Origin of the sequence: Acidaminococcus intestini DSM 21505 (assembly GCF_000425045.1) — a bacterium.
Classification (GTDB): Bacteria; Bacillota; Negativicutes; order Acidaminococcales; family Acidaminococcaceae; genus Acidaminococcus; species Acidaminococcus intestini.
Window position 1 is genome coordinate 87,541 of record NZ_AULA01000001.1, and the last position, 26,866, is coordinate 114,406.

The 26,866-nt window shown below is 51.1% G+C and carries 24 protein-coding genes, 1 tRNA gene and 1 pseudogene; 2 read left to right on the top strand and 24 right to left on the bottom strand.

Translation table 11 applies throughout. The annotated features are described in order from the left end of the window. Positions 1 to 19: 19 nt before the first annotated feature. From H503_RS0100385 to H503_RS0100490, 21 genes are all read right to left on the bottom strand, one after another. Entirely contained in the window at positions 20 to 664 is a 645-nt protein-coding gene (locus tag H503_RS0100385; RefSeq protein ID WP_014128773.1) for a hypothetical protein, read from the bottom strand. Continuing rightward, the gene (locus H503_RS0100390; protein ID WP_014128774.1) at positions 657 to 1,196 is read right to left on the bottom strand and encodes a hypothetical protein; all 540 of its coding nucleotides are present in this window, start codon (positions 1,194 to 1,196) and stop codon (positions 657 to 659) included. The genes H503_RS0100385 and H503_RS0100390 overlap by 8 nt, the downstream gene beginning before the upstream one ends. Continuing rightward, positions 1,190 to 1,618, bottom strand: a complete 429-nt coding sequence (locus H503_RS0100395; RefSeq protein ID WP_009015781.1) for an acyl-CoA thioesterase — start codon at positions 1,616 to 1,618, stop codon at positions 1,190 to 1,192. Before H503_RS0100395 ends, H503_RS0100390 begins: the two co-directional genes overlap by 7 nt. 85 nt (positions 1,619 to 1,703) lie before the next feature. Beyond that, positions 1,704 to 1,778, bottom strand: a tRNA-Arg gene (locus H503_RS0100400). A gap of 106 nt (positions 1,779 to 1,884) precedes the next feature. Then, positions 1,885 to 2,493 (bottom strand): energy-coupled thiamine transporter ThiT, encoded by a 609-nt coding sequence (gene thiT, locus H503_RS0100405; protein WP_009015782.1) that lies wholly within the window; start codon positions 2,491 to 2,493, stop codon positions 1,885 to 1,887. Between the two features lies 1 nt (position 2,494). After that, positions 2,495 to 3,328 carry a deoxyribonuclease IV gene (locus H503_RS0100410; protein WP_016459627.1) on the bottom strand — a complete coding sequence of 278 codons (834 nt, stop codon included), beginning with the start codon at positions 3,326 to 3,328 and terminating at the stop codon, positions 2,495 to 2,497. 113 nt (positions 3,329 to 3,441) lie between these two features. Next, entirely contained in the window at positions 3,442 to 5,178 is a 1,737-nt protein-coding gene (locus H503_RS0100415; protein WP_009015784.1) for a hybrid sensor histidine kinase/response regulator, read from the bottom strand. A gap of 18 nt (positions 5,179 to 5,196) precedes the next feature. Then, entirely contained in the window at positions 5,197 to 6,345 is a 1,149-nt protein-coding gene (locus tag H503_RS0100420) for a S41 family peptidase (protein ID WP_009015785.1), read from the bottom strand. A 9-nt stretch (positions 6,346 to 6,354) separates the two neighbouring features. After that, positions 6,355 to 7,488 (bottom strand): murein hydrolase activator EnvC family protein, encoded by a 1,134-nt coding sequence (locus H503_RS0100425; RefSeq protein ID WP_009015786.1) that lies wholly within the window; start codon positions 7,486 to 7,488, stop codon positions 6,355 to 6,357. A gap of 14 nt (positions 7,489 to 7,502) precedes the next feature. Then, positions 7,503 to 8,390 carry a permease-like cell division protein FtsX gene (ftsX, locus tag H503_RS0100430; RefSeq protein ID WP_009015787.1) on the bottom strand — a complete coding sequence of 296 codons (888 nt, stop codon included), beginning with the start codon at positions 8,388 to 8,390 and terminating at the stop codon, positions 7,503 to 7,505. After that, positions 8,380 to 9,066 (bottom strand): cell division ATP-binding protein FtsE, encoded by a 687-nt coding sequence (gene ftsE, locus H503_RS0100435; RefSeq protein WP_009015788.1) that lies wholly within the window; start codon positions 9,064 to 9,066, stop codon positions 8,380 to 8,382. Before ftsE ends, ftsX begins: the two co-directional genes overlap by 11 nt. Next, positions 9,057 to 10,178 carry a polysaccharide pyruvyl transferase CsaB gene (csaB, locus tag H503_RS0100440; RefSeq protein ID WP_009015789.1) on the bottom strand — a complete coding sequence of 374 codons (1,122 nt, stop codon included), beginning with the start codon at positions 10,176 to 10,178 and terminating at the stop codon, positions 9,057 to 9,059. The genes ftsE and csaB overlap by 10 nt, the downstream gene beginning before the upstream one ends. Further along, positions 10,171 to 12,264, bottom strand: a complete 2,094-nt coding sequence (locus H503_RS0100445) for a DUF5693 family protein (RefSeq protein ID WP_009015790.1) — start codon at positions 12,262 to 12,264, stop codon at positions 10,171 to 10,173. The genes csaB and H503_RS0100445 overlap by 8 nt, the downstream gene beginning before the upstream one ends. Before the next feature lie 20 nt (positions 12,265 to 12,284). Continuing rightward, a complete protein-coding gene (prfB, locus tag H503_RS0100450) occupies positions 12,285 to 13,385 on the bottom strand; it encodes a peptide chain release factor 2 (protein WP_014128780.1) in 1,101 nt (366 codons plus the stop codon). Between the two features lie 187 nt (positions 13,386 to 13,572). Beyond that, entirely contained in the window at positions 13,573 to 16,092 is a 2,520-nt protein-coding gene (gene secA / locus H503_RS0100460; RefSeq protein WP_014128782.1) for a preprotein translocase subunit SecA, read from the bottom strand. Between the two features lie 1,022 nt (positions 16,093 to 17,114). Next, positions 17,115 to 17,657 carry a ribosome hibernation-promoting factor, HPF/YfiA family gene (gene hpf / locus H503_RS0100465; protein WP_009015793.1) on the bottom strand — a complete coding sequence of 181 codons (543 nt, stop codon included), beginning with the start codon at positions 17,655 to 17,657 and terminating at the stop codon, positions 17,115 to 17,117. Between the two features lie 193 nt (positions 17,658 to 17,850). Beyond that, positions 17,851 to 18,582, bottom strand: a complete 732-nt coding sequence (locus H503_RS0100470) for an amino acid ABC transporter ATP-binding protein (RefSeq protein WP_009015794.1) — start codon at positions 18,580 to 18,582, stop codon at positions 17,851 to 17,853. Further along, complete coding sequence (locus H503_RS0100475) at positions 18,572 to 19,228, bottom strand: amino acid ABC transporter permease (RefSeq protein WP_021736345.1); 657 nt, start codon at positions 19,226 to 19,228, stop codon at positions 18,572 to 18,574. Before H503_RS0100475 ends, H503_RS0100470 begins: the two co-directional genes overlap by 11 nt. 23 nt (positions 19,229 to 19,251) lie before the next feature. Next, positions 19,252 to 20,022: a basic amino acid ABC transporter substrate-binding protein gene (locus H503_RS0100480; protein ID WP_016459630.1), complete on the bottom strand. Its 771-nt coding sequence runs from the start codon at positions 20,020 to 20,022 to the stop codon at positions 19,252 to 19,254. 429 nt (positions 20,023 to 20,451) lie between these two features. Next, positions 20,452 to 21,240, bottom strand: a complete 789-nt coding sequence (locus tag H503_RS0100485) for a basic amino acid ABC transporter substrate-binding protein (RefSeq protein WP_412316484.1) — start codon at positions 21,238 to 21,240, stop codon at positions 20,452 to 20,454. Positions 21,241 to 21,264: 24 nt separating this feature from the next. Beyond that, a complete protein-coding gene (locus H503_RS0100490; RefSeq protein WP_009015797.1) occupies positions 21,265 to 22,056 on the bottom strand; it encodes a basic amino acid ABC transporter substrate-binding protein in 792 nt (263 codons plus the stop codon). Positions 22,057 to 22,485: 429 nt separating this feature from the next. Between H503_RS0100490 and H503_RS11705 the strand changes: the two genes are divergently transcribed. Continuing rightward, complete coding sequence (locus H503_RS11705; protein ID WP_016459632.1) at positions 22,486 to 23,115, top strand: HD-GYP domain-containing protein; 630 nt, start codon at positions 22,486 to 22,488, stop codon at positions 23,113 to 23,115. Positions 23,116 to 23,437: 322 nt separating this feature from the next. Here the strand turns inward: H503_RS11705 and H503_RS12900 are convergent. The 3 genes and pseudogenes from H503_RS12900 to H503_RS0100510 form a co-directional block, all read right to left on the bottom strand. Next, positions 23,438 to 23,706, bottom strand: a pseudogene (locus H503_RS12900) (PhoH family protein); the annotation flags it as partial. Between the two features lie 33 nt (positions 23,707 to 23,739). Next, positions 23,740 to 24,456 carry a sulfite exporter TauE/SafE family protein gene (locus H503_RS0100505; protein ID WP_016459633.1) on the bottom strand — a complete coding sequence of 239 codons (717 nt, stop codon included), beginning with the start codon at positions 24,454 to 24,456 and terminating at the stop codon, positions 23,740 to 23,742. A 247-nt stretch (positions 24,457 to 24,703) separates the two neighbouring features. Further along, the gene (locus H503_RS0100510) at positions 24,704 to 25,243 is read right to left on the bottom strand and encodes a GNAT family N-acetyltransferase (protein WP_035195826.1); all 540 of its coding nucleotides are present in this window, start codon (positions 25,241 to 25,243) and stop codon (positions 24,704 to 24,706) included. Positions 25,244 to 25,336: 93 nt separating this feature from the next. On the opposite strand from H503_RS0100510, the gene H503_RS0100515 reads away from it, so the two are divergent. Then, positions 25,337 to 25,951: a DUF805 domain-containing protein gene (locus H503_RS0100515; protein WP_009015801.1), complete on the top strand. Its 615-nt coding sequence runs from the start codon at positions 25,337 to 25,339 to the stop codon at positions 25,949 to 25,951. The last annotated feature ends 915 nt before the right edge of the window (positions 25,952 to 26,866 follow it).

Genomic DNA, 26,866 nt, shown 5'->3' on the forward strand with positions numbered 1-26,866 from the left:
CCAAAGCGGGGGCTATCCATTAGCGGATGAAGTCCTTGATGATGCAGATAGGAGTCTTCTGGCTGGCGTTGCCGAAGGGGTTGTCGATGAGGATCTTTTCCACAAGACGGGGATCGACGCCTTTGGTTGCGCCCAAAACGCAGGAACGCTTGAGGTCGTTGACGTCAGCTACAGCTGCGCCAAAGCAGCCCAAACCGCGTTTGATGCTTTCCGCCACTTTGGAAGCATGTTTCGGACCCAAGACAATGTGCTTGTCATACGGTGGCATAGTTCCTGTAATATCATCGACGAGACGGGCCTGTTCCCCGCCTAGGCGGTAGAACCAGCCAGCCTTGCCGATAAGTTTCATGAAGAAGCCGGCAACGACGGCAAAGGTGATGCGCAGCGTGCCTTCTTCATTGATAAGGCTCTGCATGGCACTCCAGTTAGAAATGCTGCCATAACCAGGAAAGAGCTGGGAAAAGACTTTGGCCGCAAAGCCAATCTTCAGCGTTTCCGGACGGATGGCCCGATTTTGGGTAATAGCCACGACACTTTCCGCCACGCAGACCACATCGCGGGGGCCAATCATGGAACCGCCAAATTCCTTGATGGCATCGACGATATTATCATGGACCGTCAGGATACGGGTCGGCACAGGAAGGATTTCATATTTCTCAGCCATGGTAAGCACCTCCAACCAATTTCTTGACATCTTCCGCATAGATCGTTTCAAAAGCCTTGCGGACGTAATGATCTTTGCGGCCCACACCAGTCAGGTAGATGCAAAGGTCCATGTCGACCATATGACGCAGGGTATCGCGGATATTCTTTCCATTGCGAGCTTCAAAGAAAAGGGTCACGACAAGGGTCCGTTCCACACCGGGGTTCATGATGACCGCTTCAAAATAGTTGTCATCGCGGCGGGCCGTATCAAGTTCCAATCGGCCCCAGCACATGGCATCGGGGAACTGTTCCCGCGGCAGATAAGGACGCACAAACGCATCCGTAATGGCTGCAATCTGGTTGCTCGTGTTCCGCATAGGTACGGTGAAACTAAAGACAGCGCGGTCTGTTTCGATTTTCTCGAGTTTCAAGGCCGATCGTTCATCGACGCAGACGTGAGTGTCGTCCGTCGGTTTCAAAAACGCGTAGACCGTCATGACCAAAGCTCCCAGGACGCACAGGCCCAGGATGAGATAAATAAAATTCAGCATTCCTTTCTCGTCTCCCTTTCTTCTTCCAGCATTTTATTCAAACGTTCCATATAGGAATCACTCAGCCGCGCAACCTTTCCTTCGGCCGTCGTGATGCCGTTTGTGGTCTTTCCTTCGGCAAGGAGCACGCCATCCTTGGCACGCAGGGCTCGATAGGAAAAGCTGAGCTTTACTTTGCTGAGTTTTTCAAGGACAGTTTCAATAATGACTTCATCATCAAAACGGGCCGACTGACGATAGCGGCAATTCACATCGACAATAGGAACCATGAACCCTTCCCCCATCATCTCATTGAGGTCAATGCCCGCCTGCCGCAAATATTCCACCCGTCCCATTTCAAACCAGCGCAGGTAATTGGCATGGTGAACAACACCCATGAGGTCGGTTTCATAGAACCGGACCTTGAGTGAGAAAGATACCATCGTGTCATCTCCTTTACCCTGGAACACGTAAAACAACAGAAATCCCCATAAAACGCTGTGGCGATTCATGGGGTCAAATCCAATATGGTACGCCTGGGCGGAATCGAACCGCCGCACACGGCTCCGGAGGCCGTTGCTCTATCCACTGAGCTACAGGCGTATGTCATGTCTGACGGAGGCTATTATAGCATAAATGATGGGCTTTATCAAATTCTTTTCGCTTTAGCTCCAAAAAAGTTTTTGTAAAATAGTCTCTCTCCCGCCTCTTACCGTTTCATGAGGGAAAGGAAGCGCTCCACGGGAAGGAGCCGGTAAAAGACAAGACAGATTACAAGGTTTGGCAAAAGATAGGTCAGGTTGGTCACAAAGGAATAGAGATAGATCGAAGTGCCTGCCGGAGCGTAACTGCCAAAAAAGACCACGCCCGAAAGAAAATGGAAAAAAAGCCGTACCGCCACGGCGGCCGTGATGCCTGCCATGTGGTGCCGAGGGAAACAGCCTGCAAGACCCAAGGCCATAAAAGGCAGGGGATAGTCGAAAAGGACCTGAACAGGATGCAGGATATATGGTGCCATCACAAGGTTCATGAGACTGTAGGCAAAACCTGCCAGCATGCCCACTTCCGGTCCATAGGCAAAGCTTATGAAAAAAAGGGGCAGCATGCCGCCAAGCGTAACCGATCCGCCATTCGGCATGCGGTAAAATGGAAAGGCCGTAAGGATCACAGCCATGGCAAGCATAAGGCCACTACTTGCCGCCATGGATACAGACAGCCGCACCTGTTTAATCTTTAGGAGCGCTACCAGCAGGAAAAAAAGGGCAAAAAGGCAAAGGGCTGCACTCGGCACCTTCATGAGCTGCGTCAAAAGTTCCATCTTACTTTGCTGCCTCCTGCCGCATCATGTCAATTTCGTGGGCATAGCCCGAAAGTTCATTCGGTGTTTCAAGGATAAAGGGCAGGCCCGCTAAGGAAGGATGGCGGACGACGCGGGAAAGGGCAACCTGTCCGATCATGCCTTCGCCGATTTTTTCATGCCGATCCTTATGGGCACCTAAGGGATTCTTGCTATCGTTCAGATGGATGGCTTTCAGCCGGGACAGGCCAATGACGCGGTCAAATTCGCGGATAACACCATCAAGGTCAGAGACAATATCATAGCCCGCATCCCAGATGTGGCAGGTATCAAGGCAAACGCCGACCTTATCCTGAAGTGCAATACGTTCCAAGATGGCGCGGATTTCCTCAAAGCTGCGCCCCACTTCCGTACCCTTGCCAGCCATGGTCTCAAGAAGCAGCGTCGTCTGCTGTTTTTCATAAAGGACGCGATTGAGGCAGGCCGCAATGAGTTCAATACCGATTTCCGCGCCCTGTCCCAGGTGGTTTCCTGGGTGCATGTTGTAATAATTTCCCGGCAGGGCCTCCAGTTTATGAAGGTCATCGGCAATGGTTTCAAGGGCAAACTGACGCACTTCTTCCTTCGTAGAGCAGGGATTTAAGGTATAGGGTGCATGGGCCACAAGGGGAACTGTCCCATAAGGGGCCCATGCCTTTTTGAAAAGATCCGCATCCTTGGGATCAAAGGCCTTGGCCTTGCTGCCGCGCGGATTGCGAGTAAAAAAAGCAAAGGTATCTGCCTTGATACCGCGGGCCGTCTCCCCCATGGCCGCAAAGCCTTTGGAAGAGGAAAGATGGCAGCCAATATGTAACATAAAGAAAGATCTCCTTTCAGTTTCTGGCATGACAAACGGCAAAGGCCGCTCATAGGCCCCATTGTACGCTAAAGCGCGGGCCCATTTCAATGGGGCCGCGCTCGGCTGTGTATTTACTTTTCGATGAAGGTGGTTAAGGTATGGAGCAGGTTTTCCTTTTCAAGGGGTTTCCGGATCTGACCGTTCATGCCGCTTGAAAGGGCCTCTGCCACGTCTTCGGAAAGGATGTTTTCTGTAAGAGCCAAGATAGGAATGGTCTTGGCATCCTTGTGGTCAGCCATGCGGATGAGGCTTGCCGCTTCGCAGCCATCGACACCAGGCATATCAAGGTCCATCAAAATGGCTGCATAATAGCCTTCGGGACTCTTGCCAAACATCTCACAGGCTTCCCGCCCATCGTGGGCCCGTTCCACGAGGATGCCCGTGTTGGTCAGGAGCTTTTCCAGGACTTCCATGCTCAGGTCGTTGTCATCAGCAGCAAGGAGGCGTTTTCCCGCAAGGGGCATAAGCTTTTTATCACTTTCCGGAAGCTGGTGATACGTAAAGGGCAGTTCCATGGTAAAGCGGATACCCTCGCCGCTTTGGTTGTCAGCCTTGATGAGCCCACCCAGGATGTGGACAAGGTTATGGGTCACGACGAGGCCCAGACCGCCGTGGAAGCTGGACCGTTCTTCCAGCTGGGAAACCATTTCAAAGGGCAGGAATACCTTATCCATGAGGTCCTCAGGGATACGCTTTCCTTCACAGGTGACGACCACTTCCAGAATCACTTTGCGTTTTTTCTGTTCCCGCCGACGAATCTCACAGCGCAGCTGATGATGCTCGCCTGTAAAGAGCATGGCATTGGCCAATAGGTTCATCATGACCTGCTCGAAACGGACCCGGTCACCATCAAGGGACAGGTGCTTTACGCCGTCTGTTTCCATGGTAAATTCAATCTGGCGGCGCTGCGCTTCCTGACTAAAGAGCGACTCAATGCGGCTGAGGACCCCATCGAGTTCAAAGGGTTCGCTTTTAAGCGACAGGGTGCCATTTTCCATGGCGGAAAGGTCAATGACGTCGTTCAGGACCGAAAGGAGATAGCGGACCTGATCCTGACTTCCTTTCACGTAAGCCCGGCGCTGGTCCACATTGTCTTCTTCGCCGGCAAGGGTCAGGTAGCCCATGATGGAATTGAGGGCTTCCCGCGTGTCGCGGCTGATGCGGCTCATGAACTTACCTTTTGTTTCTGCATCATCACGGGCTTGGCTCATAGCCGAATGCAGCTGGGCACGGCGCTCCATTTCAAGGCTCTTCTGATCATCGATGCGGCGGCGCAGGAAGAGTACGTCCCGATGATGGCTGCGCCCTTTTTTCACGCCCTGAAGCAGGAAGCTGGCCCAATGATAGGTGCCATCCCCGTCCTTGACGCGGGCCATGAATTCATAAGAGGAACAGGTCTTGCGCGTCCGTTCCAGATTTGTCTGGAGCACTTCCTTCGTGTATTTCAGCTGGTCGCTGGGATGGAGCTCGCCAAAAATGGCATCCACTGAATCAATGGGTACAGCCTTGACCGTAACTTTTTCTCCCTCATCTTCATAGCAATAAGCTGTATGATGGTTAAGATCTAGCTCGGCTACCCGGTCATAGGTTTCCACAAAATAGCCAATGAGACGACTAATCCGATAGCGTGCCTTCCGTTCCCTGCGGACCTGCCGGGTCCGAAAAAAGTAAAGGAGTGCAAAAAAGGCAATGAGGACCACCGCGGCCACGAGAAGATGACCGGCATTACGTTCAAGGAACACAGACGCGGACGCTTCTGCAGGAAGGATGGCGGAAAGCGATTCCAGCCAAGATTTGATGAGATTCATAACGACTCCTTTCGGCGATTACTGGGAAATGACCGTTTTCAAATAGGCCTCAGCGGCTTCCAGCTGATTGGTGCCGGCAGCTCCTATTGCTTCCACGGTTTCATCAGGTTCGATGCCGACCTTATCGATGCTGCGCCCACTGGGCGTATAGTACTTTGCAATGGTAAGCTTGACAGCAGTTTTCTGGCTTAACATGAAGACATTCTGGACCACACCCTTGCCAAAGGTCTTGGTCCCAAAAAGTTTGCCTGATCCCGTATCCTGGATAGCACCGGAAACAATTTCCGCCGCGCTTGCCGTTCCATGGTTCACCAATACGGCAATGGGGAAAGGCACCTTTTCAAGCTCTGAGGAGAAGGTTTCAGTCGCCCCCGATTTATCCGTCATGGAAACAATGGGGCCTTTGGGAACAAGGTGCTTTGCGACATTGACGCCACTTTGGAGAAGGCCCCCTGGATTGTCCCGCAGATCAAGGACCAACGCTTTCATGCCCTCCCCCTGCAACTTTCCCAGTGTGGCGGCAAAATCGCGGTCCGTTTCCTCGTTGAAATTCGTGATCCGGATATAGCCGATGCCGCCTTCTTCCATGCGTCCGTAGACGCTCTTGACCTTGATTTCGCTTCTTGTCAGCGTCACTTCGCGGGTGGATCCATCGGCAGACTTCAGTCCCACTGTCACTTGCGTCCCATCTTTGCCGCGAAGCTTTTTTACAACCTCGTTCAGGCTTTCGCCCGTCACGTCCTTCCCGTCAATGGAAAGGATGATGTCCCCTGCCTTGATGCCGGCTTTGTAAGCCGGTGTATCTTCAATGGGAGAAACAACGATAATTTCCTTTGATTCCTTCATGCCCAAGACCATGCCGACACCACCAAAATGGCCTTCAGTCATGGCATTCAAGGCTTCAAAATTCGATGTATCCAAATAGGATGAATACGGGTCACCCAGTTCCTCCACCATCCCGCGGATAGCGCCGTCATAAAGGTTCTTTTCTTCCATGTCTCCCACATAATAGCTGGAAATCAAATGCAGGGTCCGTATCAACTCGAGAAATCCCGCGGGATTGCCGACATAGCGGCCAAGGACCGTGATACTTCCGAAGATAAAGACGCAAAAAGAAACCAAGACGGCCACGATCAGGTGGGCCCAGCCAAATCTTTTTTTACCCATAGACCCTCCTTATGGCAAATAGTTGAGCGGGGACGTGACTTCACCATGGATACGCACTTCAAAGTGGCAGTGCGGCCCCGTCGAATTCCCCGTACTGCCTGCAAGGGCAATGGTCTGACCTTTGGAAACGTTTTCGCCAACGCCGACAGTAAGGGAACTGTTGTGTCCGTAGAGAGTCACAAGGCCGCCACCATGATCGATCATCACCGCATTGCCATAACCGCCCATCCAGCCAGCATAAATCACCGTACCGGAATCAGCGGCCACAATGGGCTGCCCATAGTCGGCACCGATATCGATTCCGGCATGGAAGATTTCCGTACCCCAAATGGGGTGGACGCGCCAGCCAAAAGGAGACGTGATTTCCCCATAACAAGGCCAGGTAAACTGACCAGACCCGTGGGCAGAAGCCATCATGCGGCCCTCCTGCTCCATGCGCTGGATCATGGCCGTAATTTCCTGGCTGTTGCGCTGGAGTTCTTCGTACTCTGCATCAAGACGGGATTTTTCCGCTAGAGCTTCCTGATAGAGCTGCTCCTGCTCAGCTGTTTTTTGTTCCACATAGGCCTTTTTCTGAAGCACTTCCTGGCGCTTCCCATCAAGTTCCGCATGTTCCGCGTCAAGCTCGGCCTTTTTGGCTTCAAGCTCATGCTTTTGCGCATTCAGCGTTTCAATGAGGTTCGTATCACGGCGAATGATGCGCTGCAAGAGATACATGCGGGAGGAAAAATCCCGGAAATCACTCGATCCCAGAAGCACGTCAAGATAGTTCACCTGTCCGTTCTCATAGATGTCGCGAAGCCGTTTTTTGTAGATTTCCCGCGTATTGTCAAATTCCTTTTCCTTGATGACAAGGGCCCGTTCATTACTGCGGATCTTGCCTTCAAGAATGCGCTGCTGGCCTTCGACAACGGCAAGCTGCTGTTTTGCCTCGGCAAGTTCCTGCCGGGCCCTGACAAGGCGGTCCACGGCGTTTGAAATGCGAGCTTCACTTTCCTTTCGCTGGGAAGTGTTCGTGTCCATCTGCCGCTGAATCTCGTCGAGCTCTGCTTTTTTATCCTCTATGGATTCTGCCCACGAAACGGGTCCCATATAGCTCATAAGGGCCATCAGAGCCGTTGCGACGGCAACTTCTTTTTTCATGACAAGGCCCCCTATCAAACATCCAGGAACTTGCGCAGGCTGATGGCACTTCCGGCAGCCCCGATAAAGGTGCCAACAGCCACAAGACCGGCACAGAGGTAGACCATAAAGGGCCAGCTTGGCAGGAGGGGAAAGAAGGCCAGGGTTGAATAGATTTTCACCTGGGCAGCGTCATACATCTTGAAAAGGGCCACAGCGGCAATGAGAGCCCCGACAAAGCCCATGAACATCCCTTCCAGCAGGAAAGGCCAGCGGATGAACCAGTTGGTGGCCCCCACATATTTCATGATGCTCACTTCCCGCCGACGGGCAAAGACCGTAATGCGGATCGTATTGGAAATAATGAAAAGGGTGGCAATGGCAAGCATGATGATGAGGAAAATGCCTCCCAGGCGCAGGATACGTGTCAACTGGAAGAGATGTTCCACCACTTCCTGTCCAAATTTAGCCGTTTCCACTCCGGGCATCTTTTCGATTTGGGGCACGATTTCCTGGATGCGTTCCGGTTTATCCACCTGGACTTCAAAGGAATAAGGGAAGGGGTTGTCCTCTCCCAAGGCATCAAGGAGCTTTTCCTGTTCGCGGAGCCGTTTCTTGAAATTCTGCAGGGCTTCTTCCTTTGTCACGCCCTTGACTTCCATGACGCCCCGCGTCGTCTTGAGCTGCTGCTCTACTTGACGGCGCTGCACGCTCGTTGCGGCATCCGACATATAGACCGTCACCTGGACCTGATTTTCCAGGTATTGGGCAAGGTTATTGACATTGAGAACCATCGTCAAAAAGAGCCCCAGGACAAGGATGGAAAGGGCAACCGTCGTCACGGACGCAATACTCATAAGGGAGTTGCGTTTTAGTGACGTAAAGGTTTCCTTCAAATAATACCATTTTGTACTAAAGCTCATAACCATAGACTCCTTTGATATCGTCACGGACAATGCGACCATCTTCGATGGCAATGACCCGCTTTTGCATATAGTCCACCATGGTCTTGTCATGGGTGGCCATGATGATGGTCGCGCCCCGCTTATTGACTTCGGAAAAGATATTCATGATTTCCATACTGGTTTCCGGGTCGAGGTTTCCCGTCGGTTCGTCGGCAATGACCAGCAGCGGGTCGTTGACAATAGCCCGGGCAATAGCCACACGCTGCTGCTCACCGCCGCTCATTTCACTGGGATAGTTCTTTGCCCGGTCGCCAAGACCAACAAGGGTCAGGACTTCCATGACCCGTTCCTTGATTTTCTTGGAAGGGGCCTCGATGACCTGCATGGCAAAGGCCACATTTTCAAAGGCCGTCCGGTCATTCAGCAGTCGGTAGTCCTGGAATACGATACCCAGCTGACGCCGCAGGTAGGGGATCTCGTCATTGCGAAGCTTCATGACATCGACGCCGTCCACAAAGATCTGCCCGCTTGACAGTTCAATCTCACGGGAAATGGTCTTGATGAAGGTTGATTTGCCGGCCCCGCTGGGACCGACGAGAAAGACAAACTCACCTGGCTTGATATGAACATTCACGTCCTGGAGTGCAGCGGCTCCGCCAGGATAGATCTTGCTGGCATGTTTCATTACGAGCAATGGGATCCACTCCTTTTTTCGTTGGATTCATGCATAAGGGCAAGGGCACGCAGGATATTGGAACGTGCTTCCTTTCTAAGAGCGGCAAGTTCCGAAGCTTCCTGGGCTCCTGAATCGGCAGGCATCGAATCGGCAAGGGAAACGATTTCACCGGCCGTGATGGCATCGATGGTATCGACAACGGTTCCTTTCATCCCATCTACAAAACGGTCCACTTTGGGATCATAAGAAACCGCCATAAAAGGCACGCCGGCAAGGGCCGCAAAGACCAGGGCATGGAGCCGCATCCCCACCAAAAGGCGCAGGCTGGCCATGAGGTCAAGATATTCCTTTGTGGAAAGTTTTCGCGGCAGGATAAAGACGTCGCGGCTATTTTCCATTTGCCCAAGCACCGCATCGGAAACTTCCCTGTCAGACGGAAACTGAAACGGGACAAAGAGAATCTGCGCCCCAAAGGCGGCCTTGAGACCATCGGCCGCGCGGGCAAATTCAGGAATAAAGCGATCCTCTCCCTTCCAGTGCCGCAGGGCAAAGCCAATGACGGGCCGTTCAGGATCGATGCCCATGCCTCGCAGGATGACTTCTCCCACCTTGCGATTGCCGTCAGGAAGGGAAAAGACAGCATCACTTGTGACGAGGATATCCTTTCGCTCAAAGCCCATCTCACAAAGGTCATCCAAGGACCCATCGTCACGGACCGTAATCAAATCGGCGTGGCGGCAGACGAACCGGGTCAGGAAGCGGGAAAAACAGCCCTTGATCGGACCGATTCCCTGGGCAAAGAGCATCACCTTTTTCCTCATAATGACGCCAAGAGCGATGATGGAAAGATAATAAAAGAGACTGAAATGGCTCGTTACGTTCTGGAGCAGGCTGCCGCCGCCCGATAAGAGCAGGTCCGTCCCTGCCATGGCCCGCAGGATGGCGGGAAAATCAAAGCGTCCGATGCTCTTTACGTCGTGGAGGGCACAGGTTGAGCGGGGATGGCCGCTAATGACCGTAATGACCGTATCAGGGGCCTCCCGTTTAAGGCTGTCCACAATGGCCGTCAGCATGGCTTCGTCACCGGCATTGGAAAATCCGTAATATCCGGATATGAGCACCTTAGCCACGGGCGTCCCTCCCCTTCTTGTAACCCCCATAGGCACGATAAAGTCCTTCAAACACAACAACGGCCAAAACGCCTAGGATCACGCCCAGTGCATAACCATCAAGGGCCCGGACATAGCTCATGAAAATAGGGGTCCGCATATGGCAGAACGTCTGGACGAGACTTGCCTGTCCAATGGTCGCGGCTACGGCAAAAAGGCCATAGGCCCAAGTCGGAAGTTTCCGCAAGACGCACCAAGCCGTCAGGTAAAAAGCCGGATGACCAATGAGAAATTCCTTTTCCCGGGGCCGGGCGTACATGGTCTCTTCAAGGAAATAGCGAAGCTTTTCCTCAAAGGCCGGAACGGGAACCCCTGCCGTATGGCCGCTGCGGCCAATAAAGACCCACGCCACGATGGCAAAGGCAAGGAGAACAATGAGGGTCGACAGCGTAAATGGGCGGTTAAGAAACGCCCGGATCCTTGATAAGGGAGCCGTAAGGCGTTCCCCTTCGTTCCACAGGCCATGACGTTTGACAAAGAGTAGGAACGTAAGAAGAACGGGCATCATGAAGGTGACCTTCACGCCGCGGTAGATATCAATTTCAAGGAGAAAACGTGTATCTCCAAGGACTGCCCCCAATAAAGAGGCACCAATGAGGGACAGAATCACGGCATAGCCTAGCTGGACCGTCGTCATGGCAAGAAGGCCTTTCATCGTCCTTTCTCCTTTACGGCGGTCCCACAGCGTGATCATGCGGGCCATGGAAAGGACGGGAAAGATGATGGCACTCAAAAGGGCCGTCACCTGGCGGAACAAGAGTGCGTGGCTGCCTGTAAAGTAACCAGCAGATAGGACCAGCCCGCCCAAAAGGACCAGCTTGCCATAATGGCGTTGGGGCACGATGCCAAGGAGAAGGAAATAAAGGCACCAAGCGGCCACGACAGAAAAAGCCATGGGCACATAGAAAAGACGGGACGAATGGTACGGGGCAAAGACGCCGGCCCGTCCGCTTATATATCCATGGGATGCCACGTCACGCGTCACATCACTTACGTATTCAAGGTTCGTTTCAAGGGCCGTGTTGCCATTAAGACCGGTAACAAAAGGACGGATGTAGTTGACGCGGATATTGCGCTCATCATCGGCAAGGGACCAGCGGCGGAACGCATCAAAGACCTTCATCTTGCGCTGCTCGTCTTCGGCAATGGTATAGACGCGGGCAGCATCATAGTCCATGACTTCCGAAAGGGGTACAAGTCCGTCCATCTTGATGAACTGGAGCTGTACATCGGCTTCGACCATACCCAGGGTGATATGCCGCTTTTTGAGCGCGTTCGCCACATTTTTGAGATAGCGAGGCTCGCCGAGCATGCTGCGGCCGCTGCCAATGATGAGCGAAACATCGGCTCCCGTTTCATCAATTTCCTTAAAGAACACAGCAAGCTGCTGCTGAGCTTTTTCTTCATCCTTGGTGGTCTTTACAAAATTATTGGGACGAATGGCCACCATAAAGCCATTTTCCTTGGCGGCAAGAAGCTCGTCCGGCACAAGGATCAAGGGCGTTTCCTGGATGCCCAGCTGGTCCTGGCTGAAAGGATTCTTATTGAGGGCCGTCGGAGCCTTGAGCATGTAGACACGGGGCGTATCGGAGACCTTCTGGAAGCGGTCCCTGTCAAAACGGGCGCCCAGTGTTTCAATGAGGGCATCAAAGGTGCGGCGGCTCGTTCCATCGGCCAGGTAGACAGCCTGATAGGTAAAATCCGGTGAGGATACAATGGCCTGCCAGCTCGGGCTCAGGCCGCCGATTTCCTTTTGACGCAGGAGCTCGCCGCCCGTATAGTAAGTAACAAGGCCTTCGCCTGCCATATCCATGATGGTGCGGTCTGAAACGGCAAGGGTCGTGACGCCGGCGTCCTTGAACTTTTTGAAGACGCTCTGCCTCGATAGACCCTCACTGTCCGCCATACGGACCAGGGCCTGATAATCCATGACCGTTTCCATACTCCGATTGGCCTGTTCCACCTGATGCCGGCTCCAGTTAAGACAAAGGGAGGCCAAAAGGCCGAGACTGACGAGGACCACAAATAGCTGTTTGATTTTCTTCACGGCTTACCCCTTTCCCCTGATCAATGTTTCAGGCTGCGGAGATAGCTTTCCACAAAAAGATCCAGGTCCCCGTCCATAACGGCTTGGATATTGCCGGTTTCCGCGCCAGTCCGATGATCCTTGACCAAGGTATAGGGCTGGAAAACATAGGAGCGGATCTGGCTCCCCCACTCGATGGCCTGATAGTCTCCGGCAAGGTCGCTGATTTTTTGATCTTGGATGGCCTTTTCGTATTCAAAGAGTTTGGCACGCAGCAGCTGCAGGCAGCGTTCCTTGTTCTGCAGCTGGGACCGTTCGTTCTGGCACTGGACAACAATGCCCGTCGGCAAATGGGTCATACGGACAGCCGAAGACGTCTTGTTGACGTGCTGTCCGCCAGCACCGCTGGCGCGGTAGTAGTCAACGCGGACATCGTCCATGTTGATGTTGACTTCCACCGTATTATCGATTTCCGGCATAACGTCCACCGCCGCAAAGGAGGTGTGGCGGCGGGCATTGGAGTCAAAAGGAGAAATACGGACAAGACGGTGCACGCCCTTCTCGCTTTTGAGGAACCCATAGGCATTATGTCCCTTGATGGCAAGGGTAGCACTCTTGGTTCCTGCTTCTTCACCGGGCAGGACATCGAGCAGTTCCACTTCAAAACCCTTTCCTTCGGCATAGCGCGTGAACATCCGCAGAAGCATGCCCGTCCAATCCTGGGCTTCCGTTCCGCCCGCACCAGCATGAAGGTTCATGATGGCATTGTTGGCATCGTATTCATCACTGAGCAGCATGCCCAGTTCCAGTTCCGAAAGGGTATGCTTGGCCCCTTCCAGTTCCGATTCCATTTCGGAAACCAGGGTGTCGTCCTTTTCTTCCATGGCCATTTCCCAAAGGGTATCGAGGTCGTCGACCTTCGTTTCAAGGCTCGTAAAGGTATCCACTTCTGATTTCAGGTTATTGGCTTCCTGGGCGACTTTCTGGGCCTTATCGGGATCATCCCAAAAGCCCGGTGCCGCCATCTGGTAATCAAGGTCCTGGATGCGTTCCTTCTTGGGTTCGATTTTAAGGCCCGTCTTGAGTTCGCCAAGACGGTTTCTGAGTTCGCCGATCTGCGGTCTTAATTCTTCAAGTAACACGATTCGTTCAATCCCTTTCCTATTGAATGAGGAGCCACAGGGCCCCATGTTGGATTCTTCCCTTCAATGTCCGAAAGGGGCTGCCGCCAAGGCGGCATCCCCTTTTCTGTCATGCGCCGCACGAAAAAAGGCGCAGGCCTTTTTTCCGGACCTATGGCAAGGTCCCGTTCTTCATGACTGTGCGGTGTCAGCTGTTTTGATTTTTACCACAGCAATTCTTGTATTTCTTGCCGCTGCCGCAGGGGCAGGGATCGTTCCGCCCCACCGTGCTGTCATTTCTGACCGGTTCCTTCGGCGTTTCTGTACTGCCGTCGACGTTCGGGTTGTTCGTCGAGGCTTCGCTCAAATGGTCTTCCACAACAGGCTGGGTAACGACGTTGACGCGGTACATATAACGGACCACATCATCGACGATGGCTTCCTTCATGGCTTCGAACATTTCATAGGCTTCGAACTTGTATTCAACCAACGGATCACGCTGTCCATAGGCGCGCAGCCCAATGCCTTCGCGCAGGGCATCCATGGCATCGAGATGTTCCATCCAGTGGGAATCAACAACCTTCAGCATGACCAGGTTTTCCAATTCGCGCATGATGGGAGCCGTGTTATTTTCCTCGCGGGCATTGTAGTAATCAACCGCGACCTTGTGGAGGAAGGTTTCCAGTTCATCACGGCTCATTTCCTGCAGTTTTTCTTCCTTCAGGAAACCGGCCGGCGCATAAAACTCCTCTGCATAGCTGATGAGGCTCTTGACATCCCAATCTTCGCTGTAAGCCTCTTTTGGTGCATACATATCCATGGAGCGGTCAACAATATGGCTTGCCATGTCAAGGACGGTCTCCTTGAGGTCTGCTTTTTCAAGGATCTGGCGGCGCTGGTCATAAATGACTTCGCGCTGCTGGTTCATGACATCGTCATATTCAAGGACCTGCTTACGAATTTCAAAGTTGCGCGCTTCGACCTTCTTCTGGGCCGACTCAATGGAACGGGTCACAATCTTATGCTCAATGGGCTCGTCTTCTTCCATGCCGAGCTTATCCATGATGCCCGAAATGTTATCCGAACCAAATAGACGCATCAGGTCGTCTTCAAGGGAAAGATAAAAACGCGTAGACCCTGGGTCTCCCTGACGGGCACAGCGTCCGCGGAGCTGGTTATCGATGCGGCGTGATTCATGGCGTTCCGTACCGATGATATGCAGGCCGCCAAGTTCAGCGACCCCATCCCCCAGGACAATATCCGTCCCACGGCCGGCCATGTTGGTGGCAATCGTAACAGCCCCCATTTGCCCGGCATCAGCGACGATTTCAGCTTCTTTTTCATGGAACTTGGCATTGAGGACATTATGTTCAATGCCGCGTTTTTTAAGGAGTTCGGACAACTCTTCCGACTGCTGGATGCTCGTCGTTCCTACAAGGACCGGACGGCCCTTCTTGTGAAGTTCCTCAATAGCATTTGCCACGGCGCGGTACTTAGCACGGCGCGTTTTATAGATGACATCTGGATAGTCGATACGGATATTGGGTTTATTTGTCGGCACAACCACAACATCAAGGCCGTAGATCTTCTGGAATTCCTGCTCTTCGGTCTTGGCCGTACCGGTCATACCAGAGAGCTTATCATACATACGGAAGTAGTTCTGGAAAGTGATGGTGGCAAGTGTCTGGCTTTCCCGTTCGACCTTGACATGTTCCTTTGCCTCAATGGCCTGATGCAGCCCTTCGCTGTACCGGCGGCCAAACATGAGGCGACCCGTAAATTCATCGACAATGATGACTTCCCCATCCTTTACGACATAATCGCGGTCACGGTGCATGAGGGCCTTGGCCTTCAGGGCTGCCATGAGCTGATGGGAATAGTCGACGCCATTTTCCCCGTCATACATATTGGAAACGCCGAGGAGTTTTTCCGTCTTGGCAATGCCGGTTTCTGTCGGGGCAACGGTCTTTTGCTTTTCATCGACCGTATAGTCCTCCCCTTCCTTCAGTTTGGCCGCCACATCCGCCATGACCTGATAAAGGCTCGTTGACTGGGCGCCAGGGCCGGAAATGATAAGGGGAGTACGGGCTTCATCAATAAGGATGGAGTCCACTTCGTCGACGATGGCATAATGCAGGGGACGCTGCACCATTTGGTCAAGGGAAATGACCATGTTGTCACGGAGGTAGTCAAACCCGAATTCATTGTTTGTTCCATAGGTAATATCGGCAGCATAAGCGGCCTTACGGGCAGGGTAATCCATTTCGTGAGTAATAAGGCCGACAGAAAGTCCCAGGAAACGGTAAACACGGCCCATATCCTCACTGTCACGGCGAGCCAGGTAGTCATTGACCGTCACAACATGGACGCCCTTGCCTTCAAGGGCATTTAAATAAGCCGGCAGCGTTGCCACAAGGGTCTTCCCTTCACCAGTACGCATTTCCGCAATCTTTCCACGGTGAAGGATGCAGCCGCCCATGAGCTGAACGTCAAAATGACGCAGACCCATGACACGTTTGGCGGCCTCCCGAACAACGGCAAAAGCTTCCGGCAGGAGATCATCGAGCGTTTCTCCCTTGGTCAGGCGCAGACGAAACTCATCCGTCTTGGCGCGCAAACGGGCATCACTAAGACCAGAAATTTCCGGTTCCAGCGCATTGATTTTATCTACATAGCCTTGGCACACCTTCAGTTCTTTTTTATTGGGGTCACCAAAGACCATTTTCATTAGCTGTTCCAGCAACTAAAATCACTCCTCATGGACGCATAGATAGCCTATTTATTCATCGTTTCATTTTATCAAATGCATATAGGAAAGTCAAAGAAAGGCACGCAAAAAGCGTGTCAAAAGAGAGAACTTTTTATTTTTTTGCTGGGTCTGCAAATTACGCCGAGTGGGTACATAGAAAGCCGCGTTCAAGCTGTCTATTGGCCGAATGGCTGTCCTGCATGCAAGGCTGCGGCTGTCGAGTAAAAAAAAACTAACGCTCTAGCTTTGATGCTGTGGTTCTTAAAGACCGTGAGGGAAACTAAAGGTCGAGCCGACACCAAAGCCCCCCTCCCCTTTTTACTCGGTGTGCAAATCGTGCCAATTTGATGCAGTGACGCGCTCCCATTGCTTGAGAAAGATTCGTTCGATTGCAACGGGAGCATGCCGATTCGTAAGAAATCGCGTACTGCATTTTCATTCCTAAATCGTCCGAAAAAGTGGAGTCCTTGGGCGAGCCCGTCTTGGTATTATTTCGTTTTCTTTAGAGGAAGCATGATTTGCCTGAGTCCCCTATTCAAAAAAAGGAATTGAAAGAAAACGCGAAGGCTTTAACCAACCGCATTAGACAAGTAACTTACGTCGTCGATGAAAACATGAGCTCTTCGCAACGGGAACCATCTGATCGGAATTTGTAAAAAGCAAATGGAATAAAAGACCGGAAGGCAAAAACATGACAAAATGATTGCAAATCGTCTTGGTAAGTCGGATTGATGCCGCACATCGAGTACAAAAGGAAAACACGAAAGCGGGACGATCTTGCCGCTATTGTGATTTCTATATTTCAAAAAGATTGTCTTCTTATAAAAGTCAAATACAATTCCAGAGCCCTAAACCGGGCATCAGCGTGGATCCAGTTTATGATTTCTCAGATTTGGCAGCGGATGTGAGGCGCCCCTTCTTCATCAATCCAGCCCGATTTTTGGGCTAGTTAAAACAGCTCCTAAAAAAAACATGCCGCCCGAAGGCGGCATGTTTTTTGATTAGACAAGTTCCGGATTGATGAGACCATAGTCACCGGCTTTACGGCGGTACACAACGGCCATGGATTCCGTTTCGTCATTGAAGAAGACGAAGAAGTCGTGGTTCAGCATGTTCATCTGCATGATGGCTTCCTGCACATTCATGGGGCGCATCGCATAGGTCTTGGTGCGAGCGACCTTGAATTCGCCGTCAGCCGAGGCCTCTTCAACATCACCAGAAACCGGCGGAACCGCGGCATCACGGAAATTGTTGTATTTCCGCTTCATGAGACGGGTTTTATATTTATGGATCTGGCGCTCAATCTTTTCCACACAGTTATCAATGGAAGCATACATGTTTTCGCTGCCTTCCTGGGCGCGGAGAACGATGCCGCTTGCAGGAACCGTAATTTCCACAATGTGCTTATTGCGTTCAATTCTCATGACGGCCGTGATTTCACCAACGGTCTTGAACTGCTTCGTAATGGTTTCAACCTTTTTTTCCACATAATCTTTCAATGCAGGCGTTACTTCAAGATTCTTACCACGAACTCTAACTGTCATAATGATTACCTCCTAACTCACAGGATATTTCCTGTTCGTTCTTATTATCCTATTTCTACAAATGAAGCGAAATTCCTCTAAAAATCTTGAAAAATTTTCTAAAAATGTAACAAAGAGGAAGCTCCGATTCCATCGGGCTTCCCCAGTAATAACTGAAACCTTTTTTAATTGTTGGCCGGCTGGATTTGTTTCCTTACAGGATTTTTGACAAAAAGAGCTGCGCCCTTTCGCTTTTTGGATGGGAGAAAAATTCCTGTGGATCCGCTTCTTCCTGGATGACGCCTTGGTCAAGGAAAATCACGCGGTCCCCCACTTCCCGGGCAAAGCCCATTTCATGGGTCACAACAACCATGGTCATCCCTCCTTCAGCAAGGTCTTTCATGACGTCCAAGACTTCCTTGATCATTTCCGGGTCAAGGGCGCTTGTCGGTTCATCAAAGAGCATGGCTTTGGGGTTCATGCAAAGTGCACGGGCAATGGCAACGCGCTGCTGCTGACCGCCGGATAGAGAATCAGGATAAGCAGCGGCCTTGTCAAGGAGCCCAACCTTTTTAAGATACATCTCGGCCTTTTCCATCGCTTCTTCCCGCGAGGCGTGGCGCACCTTCATCGGCGCAAGGATCAAGTTTTCCATGACCGTCATATGCGGGAAAAGATTGAAGCGCTGGAAAACCATGCCGATTTCCTTGCGGACTTCGTTGATGTTAGCCTCGCCATTAAGAGGAATGCCATCAAAGACAATTTCGCCGCCTGTAGGCACTTCCAGATAGTTGATGCAGCGCAGGAATGTACTCTTGCCGCCGCCTGAAGGGCCGATGACAACGACCACTTCCTCTTCCTTGATATTGATGTCGATGCCCTTTAGGACCTCGTTCTTGCCATAGCTTTTCCGAAGGCCGGTAATCTTGATGAGATCATTTTTCATTTTTCTTATACCGCCTTTCCAGAAGCCCTACGAGACGAGCCACAGCAAATGTCATAATGAGGTAGATAAACGCGACGGACAGCCAGATTTCAAAAGAGGCATAGGTCCTGGCAATAATGAGCTGGCCGCGGCGGGTCAGTTCCTCAAAACCAATGACGGAGACCAAGGACGAATCCTTCAGCATGGCGATGAATTCATTGCCAAGGGGCGGAATGATCCGCTTAAAGGCCTGGGGCAGGATGACAAACCGCATGGTCTGCCACCAGTTCATGCCCAAACTGCGGCCCGCTTCCATCTGCCCTCTGTCAATGGATTCAATGCCTCCGCGGAAAATTTCCGCAACATACGCCCCACTGTTGATGGAGCACGCAAAGACCGCAGCAAAAAAGGCATCCACCTGATGATGGATGAGTGCCGGCAAGGCAAAGTAAACAAGGAAGATCTGCACAAGAAGCGGCGTCCCGCGTAGGAAATCGACATATACATTGCCCAAGATCCGCAGGAGGCGGATACCCGTCATGCGGATGAGGGAAATGACAATTCCGATGGCCATGCCAAAACCAACGCTCAGTGCTGTAATTTCAATGGTTACGCCCGCCCCTGCCAAAAGCAGGGGAAAGGACGACGTAATAATTTCTAGATCCATACCCACCAATCCTTACTCTGCCATTATTTTTCTTTTGGCGCTTCGCCGAACCATTTCTTGTAAATCTTATCGTATTCGCCGTTTTTCTTTAGTTCGCCCAGGGCTTTATTGATTTCGCCAGCCAGTTTGCTGTCCTTCTTGACGGCAAATCCATACGGTTCAGCATCCATCGTTTCACCGACAATCTTATCCTGGCCCTTGCCTTCCTTCGTCAGGAAGTAAGCCCCAACAGGACGGTCAATGATGACCGCATCGGCATTCTTATTGTTGAGTTCAAGGAAGACTTCCGCATTCGTGTTGAAGGTCTTGACCTTGGCGCCCGGTACGGAAGCGGCCTTATCGGCCCCCGTCGTCCCAATCTGGACGGAAATCGTTTTGCCTTCAAGGTCCTTCAGGCTCTTGATGTTGTTTTCATCATTTCTGACAATGATAGCAAGACCGGACGTATAATACGGATCGGAGAAAGTCACGGCTTTTTTACGTTCTTCCGTAATGCTCATGCCAGAAGCTACAACATCGATATTGCCCGAATTGATGGCTGGAATCAGGGCATCAAAGCCCATATTCTTAATTTCCACGTCACGGCCCATTTGCTTGCCAATGGCGCGGATCAGATCCATATCAAAGCCCGTGAAATCCTTGGAATCCTTTTCCTGGAATTCAAAAGGGGCAAAGGTCGGTTCCGTGCCTGCACGAAGGACCTTGGATTCCTTAGCTGCATCCTTACCGCCGCAGCCAGCAGCAAACATCGTCAAAGCGGCTAACATTCCAACAAGTACGGTACGTTTTTTCATGGCTGTTCCTCCAGATAGACTTGATATTTTTAAGAAGCATATGACATTATACATCTGAATGAATTTTTATACAATGGGAGATTTTAAAAAAAGCAGCCTAAGCTAACAGCAAGGCGTAGGCTGCGGCGTCTATGACCGGGGGATAAGAGTCAAGGAAAAAAACGAAAGGGAAAAGATGACGAAGCGTTTCGAAATCACCTTGGTGAGGCGAATCGGTTTTCGCCGCCCTAAAGCAAAAAAACTGCGGCAACGGTTTGCTCATTCTGCATCAAGCCTTAATAAGAAGAGCGCACCGCTCTGAACGATTGACAGGTGTTCAGATCGGTGTTCTTTACGTTTTTCATTGATTGCCTTCCATAAGTTTTCAGCCTGACAGCCTCCTATACACATAGAACGCCCCTGCCGATTATTCGGCAGGGGCGTTCTCACTTATTTCATTTCACCAAACCATTTGGTATAGATTTTCTTGTATTCACCGGAGTCTTTCAGTTCCTTCAGGGCTTTATTCATGCCGTCCACAAGGTCTTTCTTGTCCTTCGGAGCTGCAATGCCGTAAAAGTCGCCTTTTTTCGGCGTGCCAACGGCTTTGGCATAGCTGGACCCTTTCTGTTTCAGGAAGTACTGAAGCACGGGCAGATCACTGATGACAGCATCAACGTTGCCATTTTTGAGTTCGATGCAGGCAAGATCCGACGTATCAAAATTCGTAACTTTGGCGCCTTCAATCTTTTCAGCTTCCTGGGCGCCCGTTGTGCCTAGCTGGACACCGATGCGTTTGCCTTTCAGATCATCAAAGGACTTGATTTCATTGTTGTCTTTCTTGACGATGACCATCAGTCCCGATTCATAATAGGGATCTGTAAAAAGGACCTGTTTTTTCCGTGCGTCCGTAATAGACATACCGGAAATGATTACATCAATATTGCCGGCATTCATGGCAGGAATCAAGGCATCAAAGCCCATGCCCTTGATGGTCACTTTTTCATAGCCCATCTTCTTACCAATGGCTTCTATGAGTTCCATATCAAACCCTGTCGGTTTATCCGCTTCTTCGCTGGGGAACTCAAAGGGGGCAAAAGAAGGGGCCGTCCCGACGACAAGTTCCTTCTTTTGGGGCGCGGCTGCCTTTTTGTCATCTTTGGCCGCATTGCCGCCGCAGCCAGCCACACCCAAAATAAGCGCTGCGAGGAGGCACATCATCTTCAGACTTTTTTTCATGGTTTTCATCCTTTCTTTCCCATCTTATTTTGTTTCTGCGCCAAACCATTTGTCATGGATCTTTTGATACTCGCCGGAATCCTTCAGTTCCTTGAGGGCTTTATTGAGTCCATCAATGAGCTCCTTTTTCCCCTTAGGTGCCGCGATTCCGTAAAAATCACCCTTTTTCGGGGTTCCAACGGTCTTTGCGTAGGAAGCGCCGCCCTTTTTAAGGAAATACTCCAGTACCGGCAGGTCACTGATAACGGCGTCCACATTGCCGTTTTTAAGTTCCAGGCAAGCAAGGTCCGACGTGTCAAAATTCGTGACCTTGGCACCTTCAATCTTTTCGGCTTCCTGGGCGCCCGTAGTGCCTAGCTGGACACCAATGCGTTTACCTTTCAGATCAGCAAGGGAATGGATAACCGTATTATCCTTACGAACAATGGTCATGAGACCGGATTCATAGTAGGGATCGGTGAAGAGAAACTGTTTTTTTCGCTCTTCCGTAATGGACATACCTGCCATGGCTACATCAATCTGGCCGGCATTCATGGCCGGGAAGAGGGCATCAAAGCCCATGCCCTTAATGGTCACTTTTTCATAGCCCATCTTCTTTGCCATGGCCTTGATAAGATCCATGTCAAAGCCCGTGATTTCCCCATCCTTCCCATCAGGGAATTCAAAAGGAGCAAAGGAAGGCTCCGTGCCTACAATGAGTTCCTTCTTTTGTTGTGCCGCATCCTTACTGCCGGAATTTCCACACCCAGAAAGGCTGGTTACAACCACTGCAGCAAGAATGCCTGTTAAGGCCAATTTTTTCACCCAACTTTTCATCCGTCTCAACCCCTCATCTTATTTATAAATATACAATTCAGCTGACCTGGTCTTCGCCCCCACACTCGCCTGCTGGAAGGTTCGCTCCTAAGCGTTCTGGCTCCCCACTACTGCTCCTCTCGCATTTTGCGGCAGGTCTTACTTCTAAGCTGCACCGTGCTCACAGCGGATTCCGCTGCTTACGTGGATCGTTTTGCCTGCAACTGGCATCGACTTTCAACCACAGACCTGAATTGTATATTTATTTATTATAATGAGGAAGTTAAGGAAACGCAAGTATTTTTATTCATTTTTCACGAATTTTTTTCAGAGTGTTTTCAATGTCAAATTTTTATAGTATACTATAAGCCCCGAGAGGATTTTGGCAGAAAAAAAAGGTGGGGCATTTTTCCCCTATTTTTCTATTTTATATGTAAAGGTCGTTTTACTATGCTGACGATACCCCAATTTTTGGAGTTTCCAACAACTGAAGACACCAGCGCTCTCGTATCCTTCTTTTTGAAGCTTCTGGAGCATAAAAACAAAGGACTCTTCCTCCACAGCCAGCAGGTTGCCAACTACGCTGTCTGCACCGCAATCAAGATGGGGCTTCCCCTGTCGGAAGTGGCTGCTATCAAAACCGCAGCACTCCTTCACGACATCGGCATGGTTTCCGTACCGAACACCATTCTTGCCAAATATCCCTATTTCAACGTCAAAGAACGGGCTGCGTACCGGCGTCACTGCCTGGCCGGCGCCAGTATGATGGAAAATATCCCGGGCTTTGGTCACATCATGAAGATGGTCCTCCATCATCATGAACATTGGGATGGCAGCGGTTATCCCAAACGCCTCAAAGGGGTGAACATTCCCTTGGGGGCCCGCATCATTGCCGTCTGTGACTATTATGATCGGCGCTGCAAGCCCTGCACCCATAACTGGCAGTGGCAGAGCGCTGTCACGCCAACAAGGATTCGTGACCTTTCCGGGATCTATTTTGATCCCGATGTCGTCAAAGCCTTCTTTGACGCGGTTGCGCAAAACGATCTGATTCTGGAACAAGGCTCGGCCCACGCTTAATGGAAAGTAAAAAGGAAATCGGCGATGGACTTACCGCCTTACCAAAGCGAAAGATTCGAAAGCAAAAGACCTAAAAAAAGATAACGAGAGCACTGCTCCGAACAATTGACACGCGTTCGGAGAGGTGCTCCCTTTTTATTGTTTACCATTTTTCGTTTGACAGTCTCCCGGTCTTTTATCCTGCCATCGCAGATGACATCAGCCAAGGACGGCCATCTTATCGTTGCGCCTTCCACTTTACCCCTTACTGCTTGACCGCTAGAGCCGCAGACTCGCAGCCACCCTTTTCCGTCTTAACCAGCCGCCTCTGGCGTCCTTTACTTCACAATCTTTTTATCACTTCCATGGCCAGCTTTGACCGTTCACGCTCGCTTTCCAGCATGATGATCTGGAAGCAAAGAGGGGCTTTCCTTCATTTTTCCCGAGGCATAGCTCAGGCCATTGACGCGCTCATCAAGGAAGGGCCGGTCAATCTGATGGGGACCACCCATAAGGATTATTTTTGTTCCCCTGCCGGCACAGGTAATGATGCCTTTAGCCTGCCTGGTGTCATATTCTGTGCTAGTCGATAATGAGGCAGGTCTTTTCAAGGGTCCTGCTGCAGGTAAACCACTGGAAAAGCAGTTATATGTGGAGATTTGTCACCACAAGGGCGACACCGGAAAGAAGCAGGAAGAAAATGATGACGCGTCGGACGAGCGTCCCGCCTAGACGGGATGAAAGCATGGTGCCGCCCAAAAGCCCGGCCAGCATGAAAGGAACCAAGGTAAGGGAGATATTGAAAGTTTCTGCCGTCAGGATTCCCGTCCGAATGTAGATGGCAAATCGAAAAAGATTCGTCATAATAAAAAGGAGCGACAGATTGCCCCGAAAAGCTTCGAGGGAATTGGTCACACGGGCCATATAGATGCTGATAAGGGCACCGATGCCCAATAGGCCGCTGATAAAACCTGCAAGGATAGCGATGAGCGCATGACTAAGAGCGCTCCCTGCCCCGCCTGCGGATTTTTTCTTAAGAAGCATTTGAAGAGCAAGGCCCATGGTAAGAAAGCCTAGGATAATCTTGATGAGAGCCGGATCACCCGCCTTGAGAAAGAATGTGCCAGGGATGATGCCAAGAATCATGAAAAAAGCCCCGGAGCCCCAGATTTTCACGGAAAGAGCCTTGTGATCATGAAAGACGAGGAGCAGGTTCGATATGAGACTAAGAGGCAGGTCAATGGGCGTAATGTAGATGTTATCCTGCCAGAAACTTAGAATGGAACTAAAGACCAGAGTGTTGGCAAATCCGCAGAGGCCTTTGACGAAGTAGGCCAAAAAGGCCGAAAAGGCATATAGCATGGATGTCACTTCTTTCAAAAAGGTTGAAGCCGTAGGCTAAGGCAAGAAAAGCCATCAAGCTATCACGAGCCTTCAGCTTTTTCTATTTCACACCTATGGTGCTGGCGGTCAAGCGGGAAAGACGGAAAGTGCTTTGATGCTAAAAGACCGTAACGCCGGACCCAAACCGCCCCCTGACGGGGGAACGGGTCCGAAATAATTCGCCCTCAACCATGTTTCTCGGACTTTTGTTGACGCTCTCTTCTCATTATTCGGAGAAAAATCGCGCCGAACACATAAACCGCACATGCCTCATCCTCAGCCTCTTATACACCTTCACATCTTCATCCACGGGATGCATGCCGTTGCGGCGGGCAACGTTCTTGGAGGCTTCGTTGGTATCGCGGATGAGGGACGACACTTCGTCCGCTCCAAGATTATTAAAGGCATAATCCATAAAGGCCCGAGCTGCTTCCGTGGCATACCCATGATGCCAATAGAGCCGCTCAAAGAGGTAGCCCACTTCAAGGACCTCCCCACCCCGCCAAGGCTGGTAGGTGAGGCCGCACTGACCGATAAAAGCGCCCGTTTCTTTAAGGATGACGGCATAAAGGCCAAAGCCCCATTTTTCGTACCGTGCCAACTGGCGCGTAAGCCAGGCCGTTACTTCTTCGTCCGTAAAGGCGCCTTCATAGGCGTACATGGCTTTTTCGTCCTGTAAGGTCCGTTTGAGATTTATTTCGTCCTTTTCTGTTAAGGGTCTCAAGATGAGCCTTTTTGTTTCCAGTGTAAACAAAATGCACCTCATTTTTCTCATGAATTGACAGAGATTCCCTCTGTAAGCTATGATTTAGGGCAGCGACATTGTTGATAAATTCCCTTTAAGAAAGGATGGATCCATATGGCAAACTTTTGTCCTCAGTGCGGCGCTCCCCTGACGCCGACAAGTAAATTCTGCCCCCAGTGCGGCGCAAAGATTGCTGCCGCCGTGCTCCAAGAAGCAGCGCTGAACGCGGACGCCCGTCAGGAAGCAGCCACAGCACATACGGCAGAGGAACAAGCACCTGTACAGCAGCCGGTTACGGAAACATCAAAAGAGGAATCCGTTTCTCCTCATTTTACCACACCGCAGTCCCCCCAGAAGCCCAAAAATGCGGAAGATTATCTGCAAATGCTGCGCGCCGACCTCACCATTGAAGGCCGCCTCAACCGCAAGCGCTATTGGGTCCGTACGGGGCTGTGCATTGTGCTCAACATCATGGCGGCCATCTTCATGGAGATTCCCGCAGAGCTTCCCATCTTTTTTGGAGCCATCCTGACCATCGCTGTTTCGATCTACCAAATCATGTTCACTGTGCGCCGTGCCCATGATCTCGGAAGATCCGGCTGGTATCTCCTTTGGAGCATCGTTCCCCTCGTCAACATTTATATTGCAATCCGTATCTCCTTCATTGAAGGCGAAAAAGGGCCAAATCGGTTCGGGCCGGATCCGCTCACCACGCCGGGGGCGTGGTGAGAATAACAACGCAAGCGTGAGCTTGCGTTATTTTTGGTTTGGGAAAGACTGTCTCTCTAATTTTTTACTCGAGGCAAAAAATTGCTCCGATTCATCATGGTTGTAAGTTTTGCGTTGTGAGTTTTGAGTAAAAACCCCTAAAAAGCCCCAACTCCGGCGCCAAACCGTGTCCCTGCGTGACTCGGCGCCGAACAAGTTTTTCGATAATACAGTCCTGCAACCGAATCGCTTCAACGATGTCTTGCGATTAGCAGTTTTGGCCCATCGAAAAAATGCTCCTTGCTCCCGCTCGTTTGGAGACGTCGGGCCCCTTACTTTTTACTCGGAGCAAAAATCGCTCCGAGTCGATGCAGTTACGTGCCTTCCTTGTTTGAGAAAAGATTCTTTTGAAAATAAGGAAGGCATGACGATTCGTAAGAAGTGGTGTACCACAATTTCATTCCTAAGACGCCCGAAAAAATACCGTCGTCGGGCGGGCCGCTCCTAGGAATTTTTTCGGATGACAGAAGAAACCTTTCTCGCCTACGGTCCCTATCGACCCATCCGCGTTGTCAAATGCGGCGAGCCTCCTAGCAGAAACCCACTTCTAGTACGGCGTCGTCGGCCCGCTTCGCGTTTTTCCTAGCATCTGGGCTAATCTGGAGCCATATTCGAAAAAGGCAAATGGGAAAAAGACCGGAAGGGAAAACGTAACGTTGCTTCCTAAATCGTCCTAGCTGGCGGCGGATTGCCGCTATGCGGCAAATGTGTTGTAGAGGCCACGTTTCTTATCGATGAAAAACATTTCAAAGGCGTTTTTAAGGCAAAAGACCAAACGGCGACGGTTCGATGCATCCTGCATCGAGCCTAAAGAAACTGTGCGTAATGAGAACACCGCTCCGAACAATTGACACGCGTTCGGAGCGGTGCTCTTTT

What these genes read in the sequence shown, in the direction of transcription:
- H503_RS0100385 (WP_014128773.1), bottom strand. Translation starts at nt 664, where the DNA reads ATGGCTGAGAAATATGAAATCCTTCCTGTGCCGACCCGTATCCTGACG.
- H503_RS0100390 (WP_014128774.1), bottom strand. Translation starts at nt 1,196, where the DNA reads ATGCTGAATTTTATTTATCTCATCCTGGGCCTGTGCGTCCTGGGAGCT.
- H503_RS0100395 (WP_009015781.1), bottom strand. Translation starts at nt 1,618, where the DNA reads ATGGTATCTTTCTCACTCAAGGTCCGGTTCTATGAAACCGACCTCATG.
- thiT (WP_009015782.1), bottom strand. Translation starts at nt 2,493, where the DNA reads ATGGAACTTTTGACGCAGCTCATGAAGGTGCCGAGTGCAGCCCTTTGC.
- H503_RS0100410 (WP_016459627.1), bottom strand. Translation starts at nt 3,328, where the DNA reads ATGTTACATATTGGCTGCCATCTTTCCTCTTCCAAAGGCTTTGCGGCC.
- H503_RS0100415 (WP_009015784.1), bottom strand. Translation starts at nt 5,178, where the DNA reads ATGAATCTCATCAAATCTTGGCTGGAATCGCTTTCCGCCATCCTTCCT.
- H503_RS0100420 (WP_009015785.1), bottom strand. Translation starts at nt 6,345, where the DNA reads ATGGGTAAAAAAAGATTTGGCTGGGCCCACCTGATCGTGGCCGTCTTG.
- H503_RS0100425 (WP_009015786.1), bottom strand. Translation starts at nt 7,488, where the DNA reads ATGAAAAAAGAAGTTGCCGTCGCAACGGCTCTGATGGCCCTTATGAGC.
- ftsX (WP_009015787.1), bottom strand. Translation starts at nt 8,390, where the DNA reads ATGAGCTTTAGTACAAAATGGTATTATTTGAAGGAAACCTTTACGTCA.
- secA (WP_014128782.1), bottom strand. Translation starts at nt 16,092, where the DNA reads ATGAAAATGGTCTTTGGTGACCCCAATAAAAAAGAACTGAAGGTGTGC.
- hpf (WP_009015793.1), bottom strand. Translation starts at nt 17,657, where the DNA reads ATGACAGTTAGAGTTCGTGGTAAGAATCTTGAAGTAACGCCTGCATTG.
- H503_RS0100470 (WP_009015794.1), bottom strand. Translation starts at nt 18,582, where the DNA reads ATGAAAAATGATCTCATCAAGATTACCGGCCTTCGGAAAAGCTATGGC.
- H503_RS0100475 (WP_021736345.1), bottom strand. Translation starts at nt 19,228, where the DNA reads ATGGATCTAGAAATTATTACGTCGTCCTTTCCCCTGCTTTTGGCAGGG.
- H503_RS0100480 (WP_016459630.1), bottom strand. Translation starts at nt 20,022, where the DNA reads ATGAAAAAACGTACCGTACTTGTTGGAATGTTAGCCGCTTTGACGATG.
- H503_RS0100485 (WP_412316484.1), bottom strand. Translation starts at nt 21,240, where the DNA reads ATGAAAAAAAGTCTGAAGATGATGTGCCTCCTCGCAGCGCTTATTTTG.
- H503_RS0100490 (WP_009015797.1), bottom strand. Translation starts at nt 22,056, where the DNA reads ATGAAAAGTTGGGTGAAAAAATTGGCCTTAACAGGCATTCTTGCTGCA.
- H503_RS11705 (WP_016459632.1), top strand. Translation starts at nt 22,486, where the DNA reads ATGCTGACGATACCCCAATTTTTGGAGTTTCCAACAACTGAAGACACC.
- H503_RS0100505 (WP_016459633.1), bottom strand. Translation starts at nt 24,456, where the DNA reads ATGCTATATGCCTTTTCGGCCTTTTTGGCCTACTTCGTCAAAGGCCTC.
- H503_RS0100510 (WP_035195826.1), bottom strand. Translation starts at nt 25,243, where the DNA reads ATGAGGTGCATTTTGTTTACACTGGAAACAAAAAGGCTCATCTTGAGA.
- H503_RS0100515 (WP_009015801.1), top strand. Translation starts at nt 25,337, where the DNA reads ATGGCAAACTTTTGTCCTCAGTGCGGCGCTCCCCTGACGCCGACAAGT.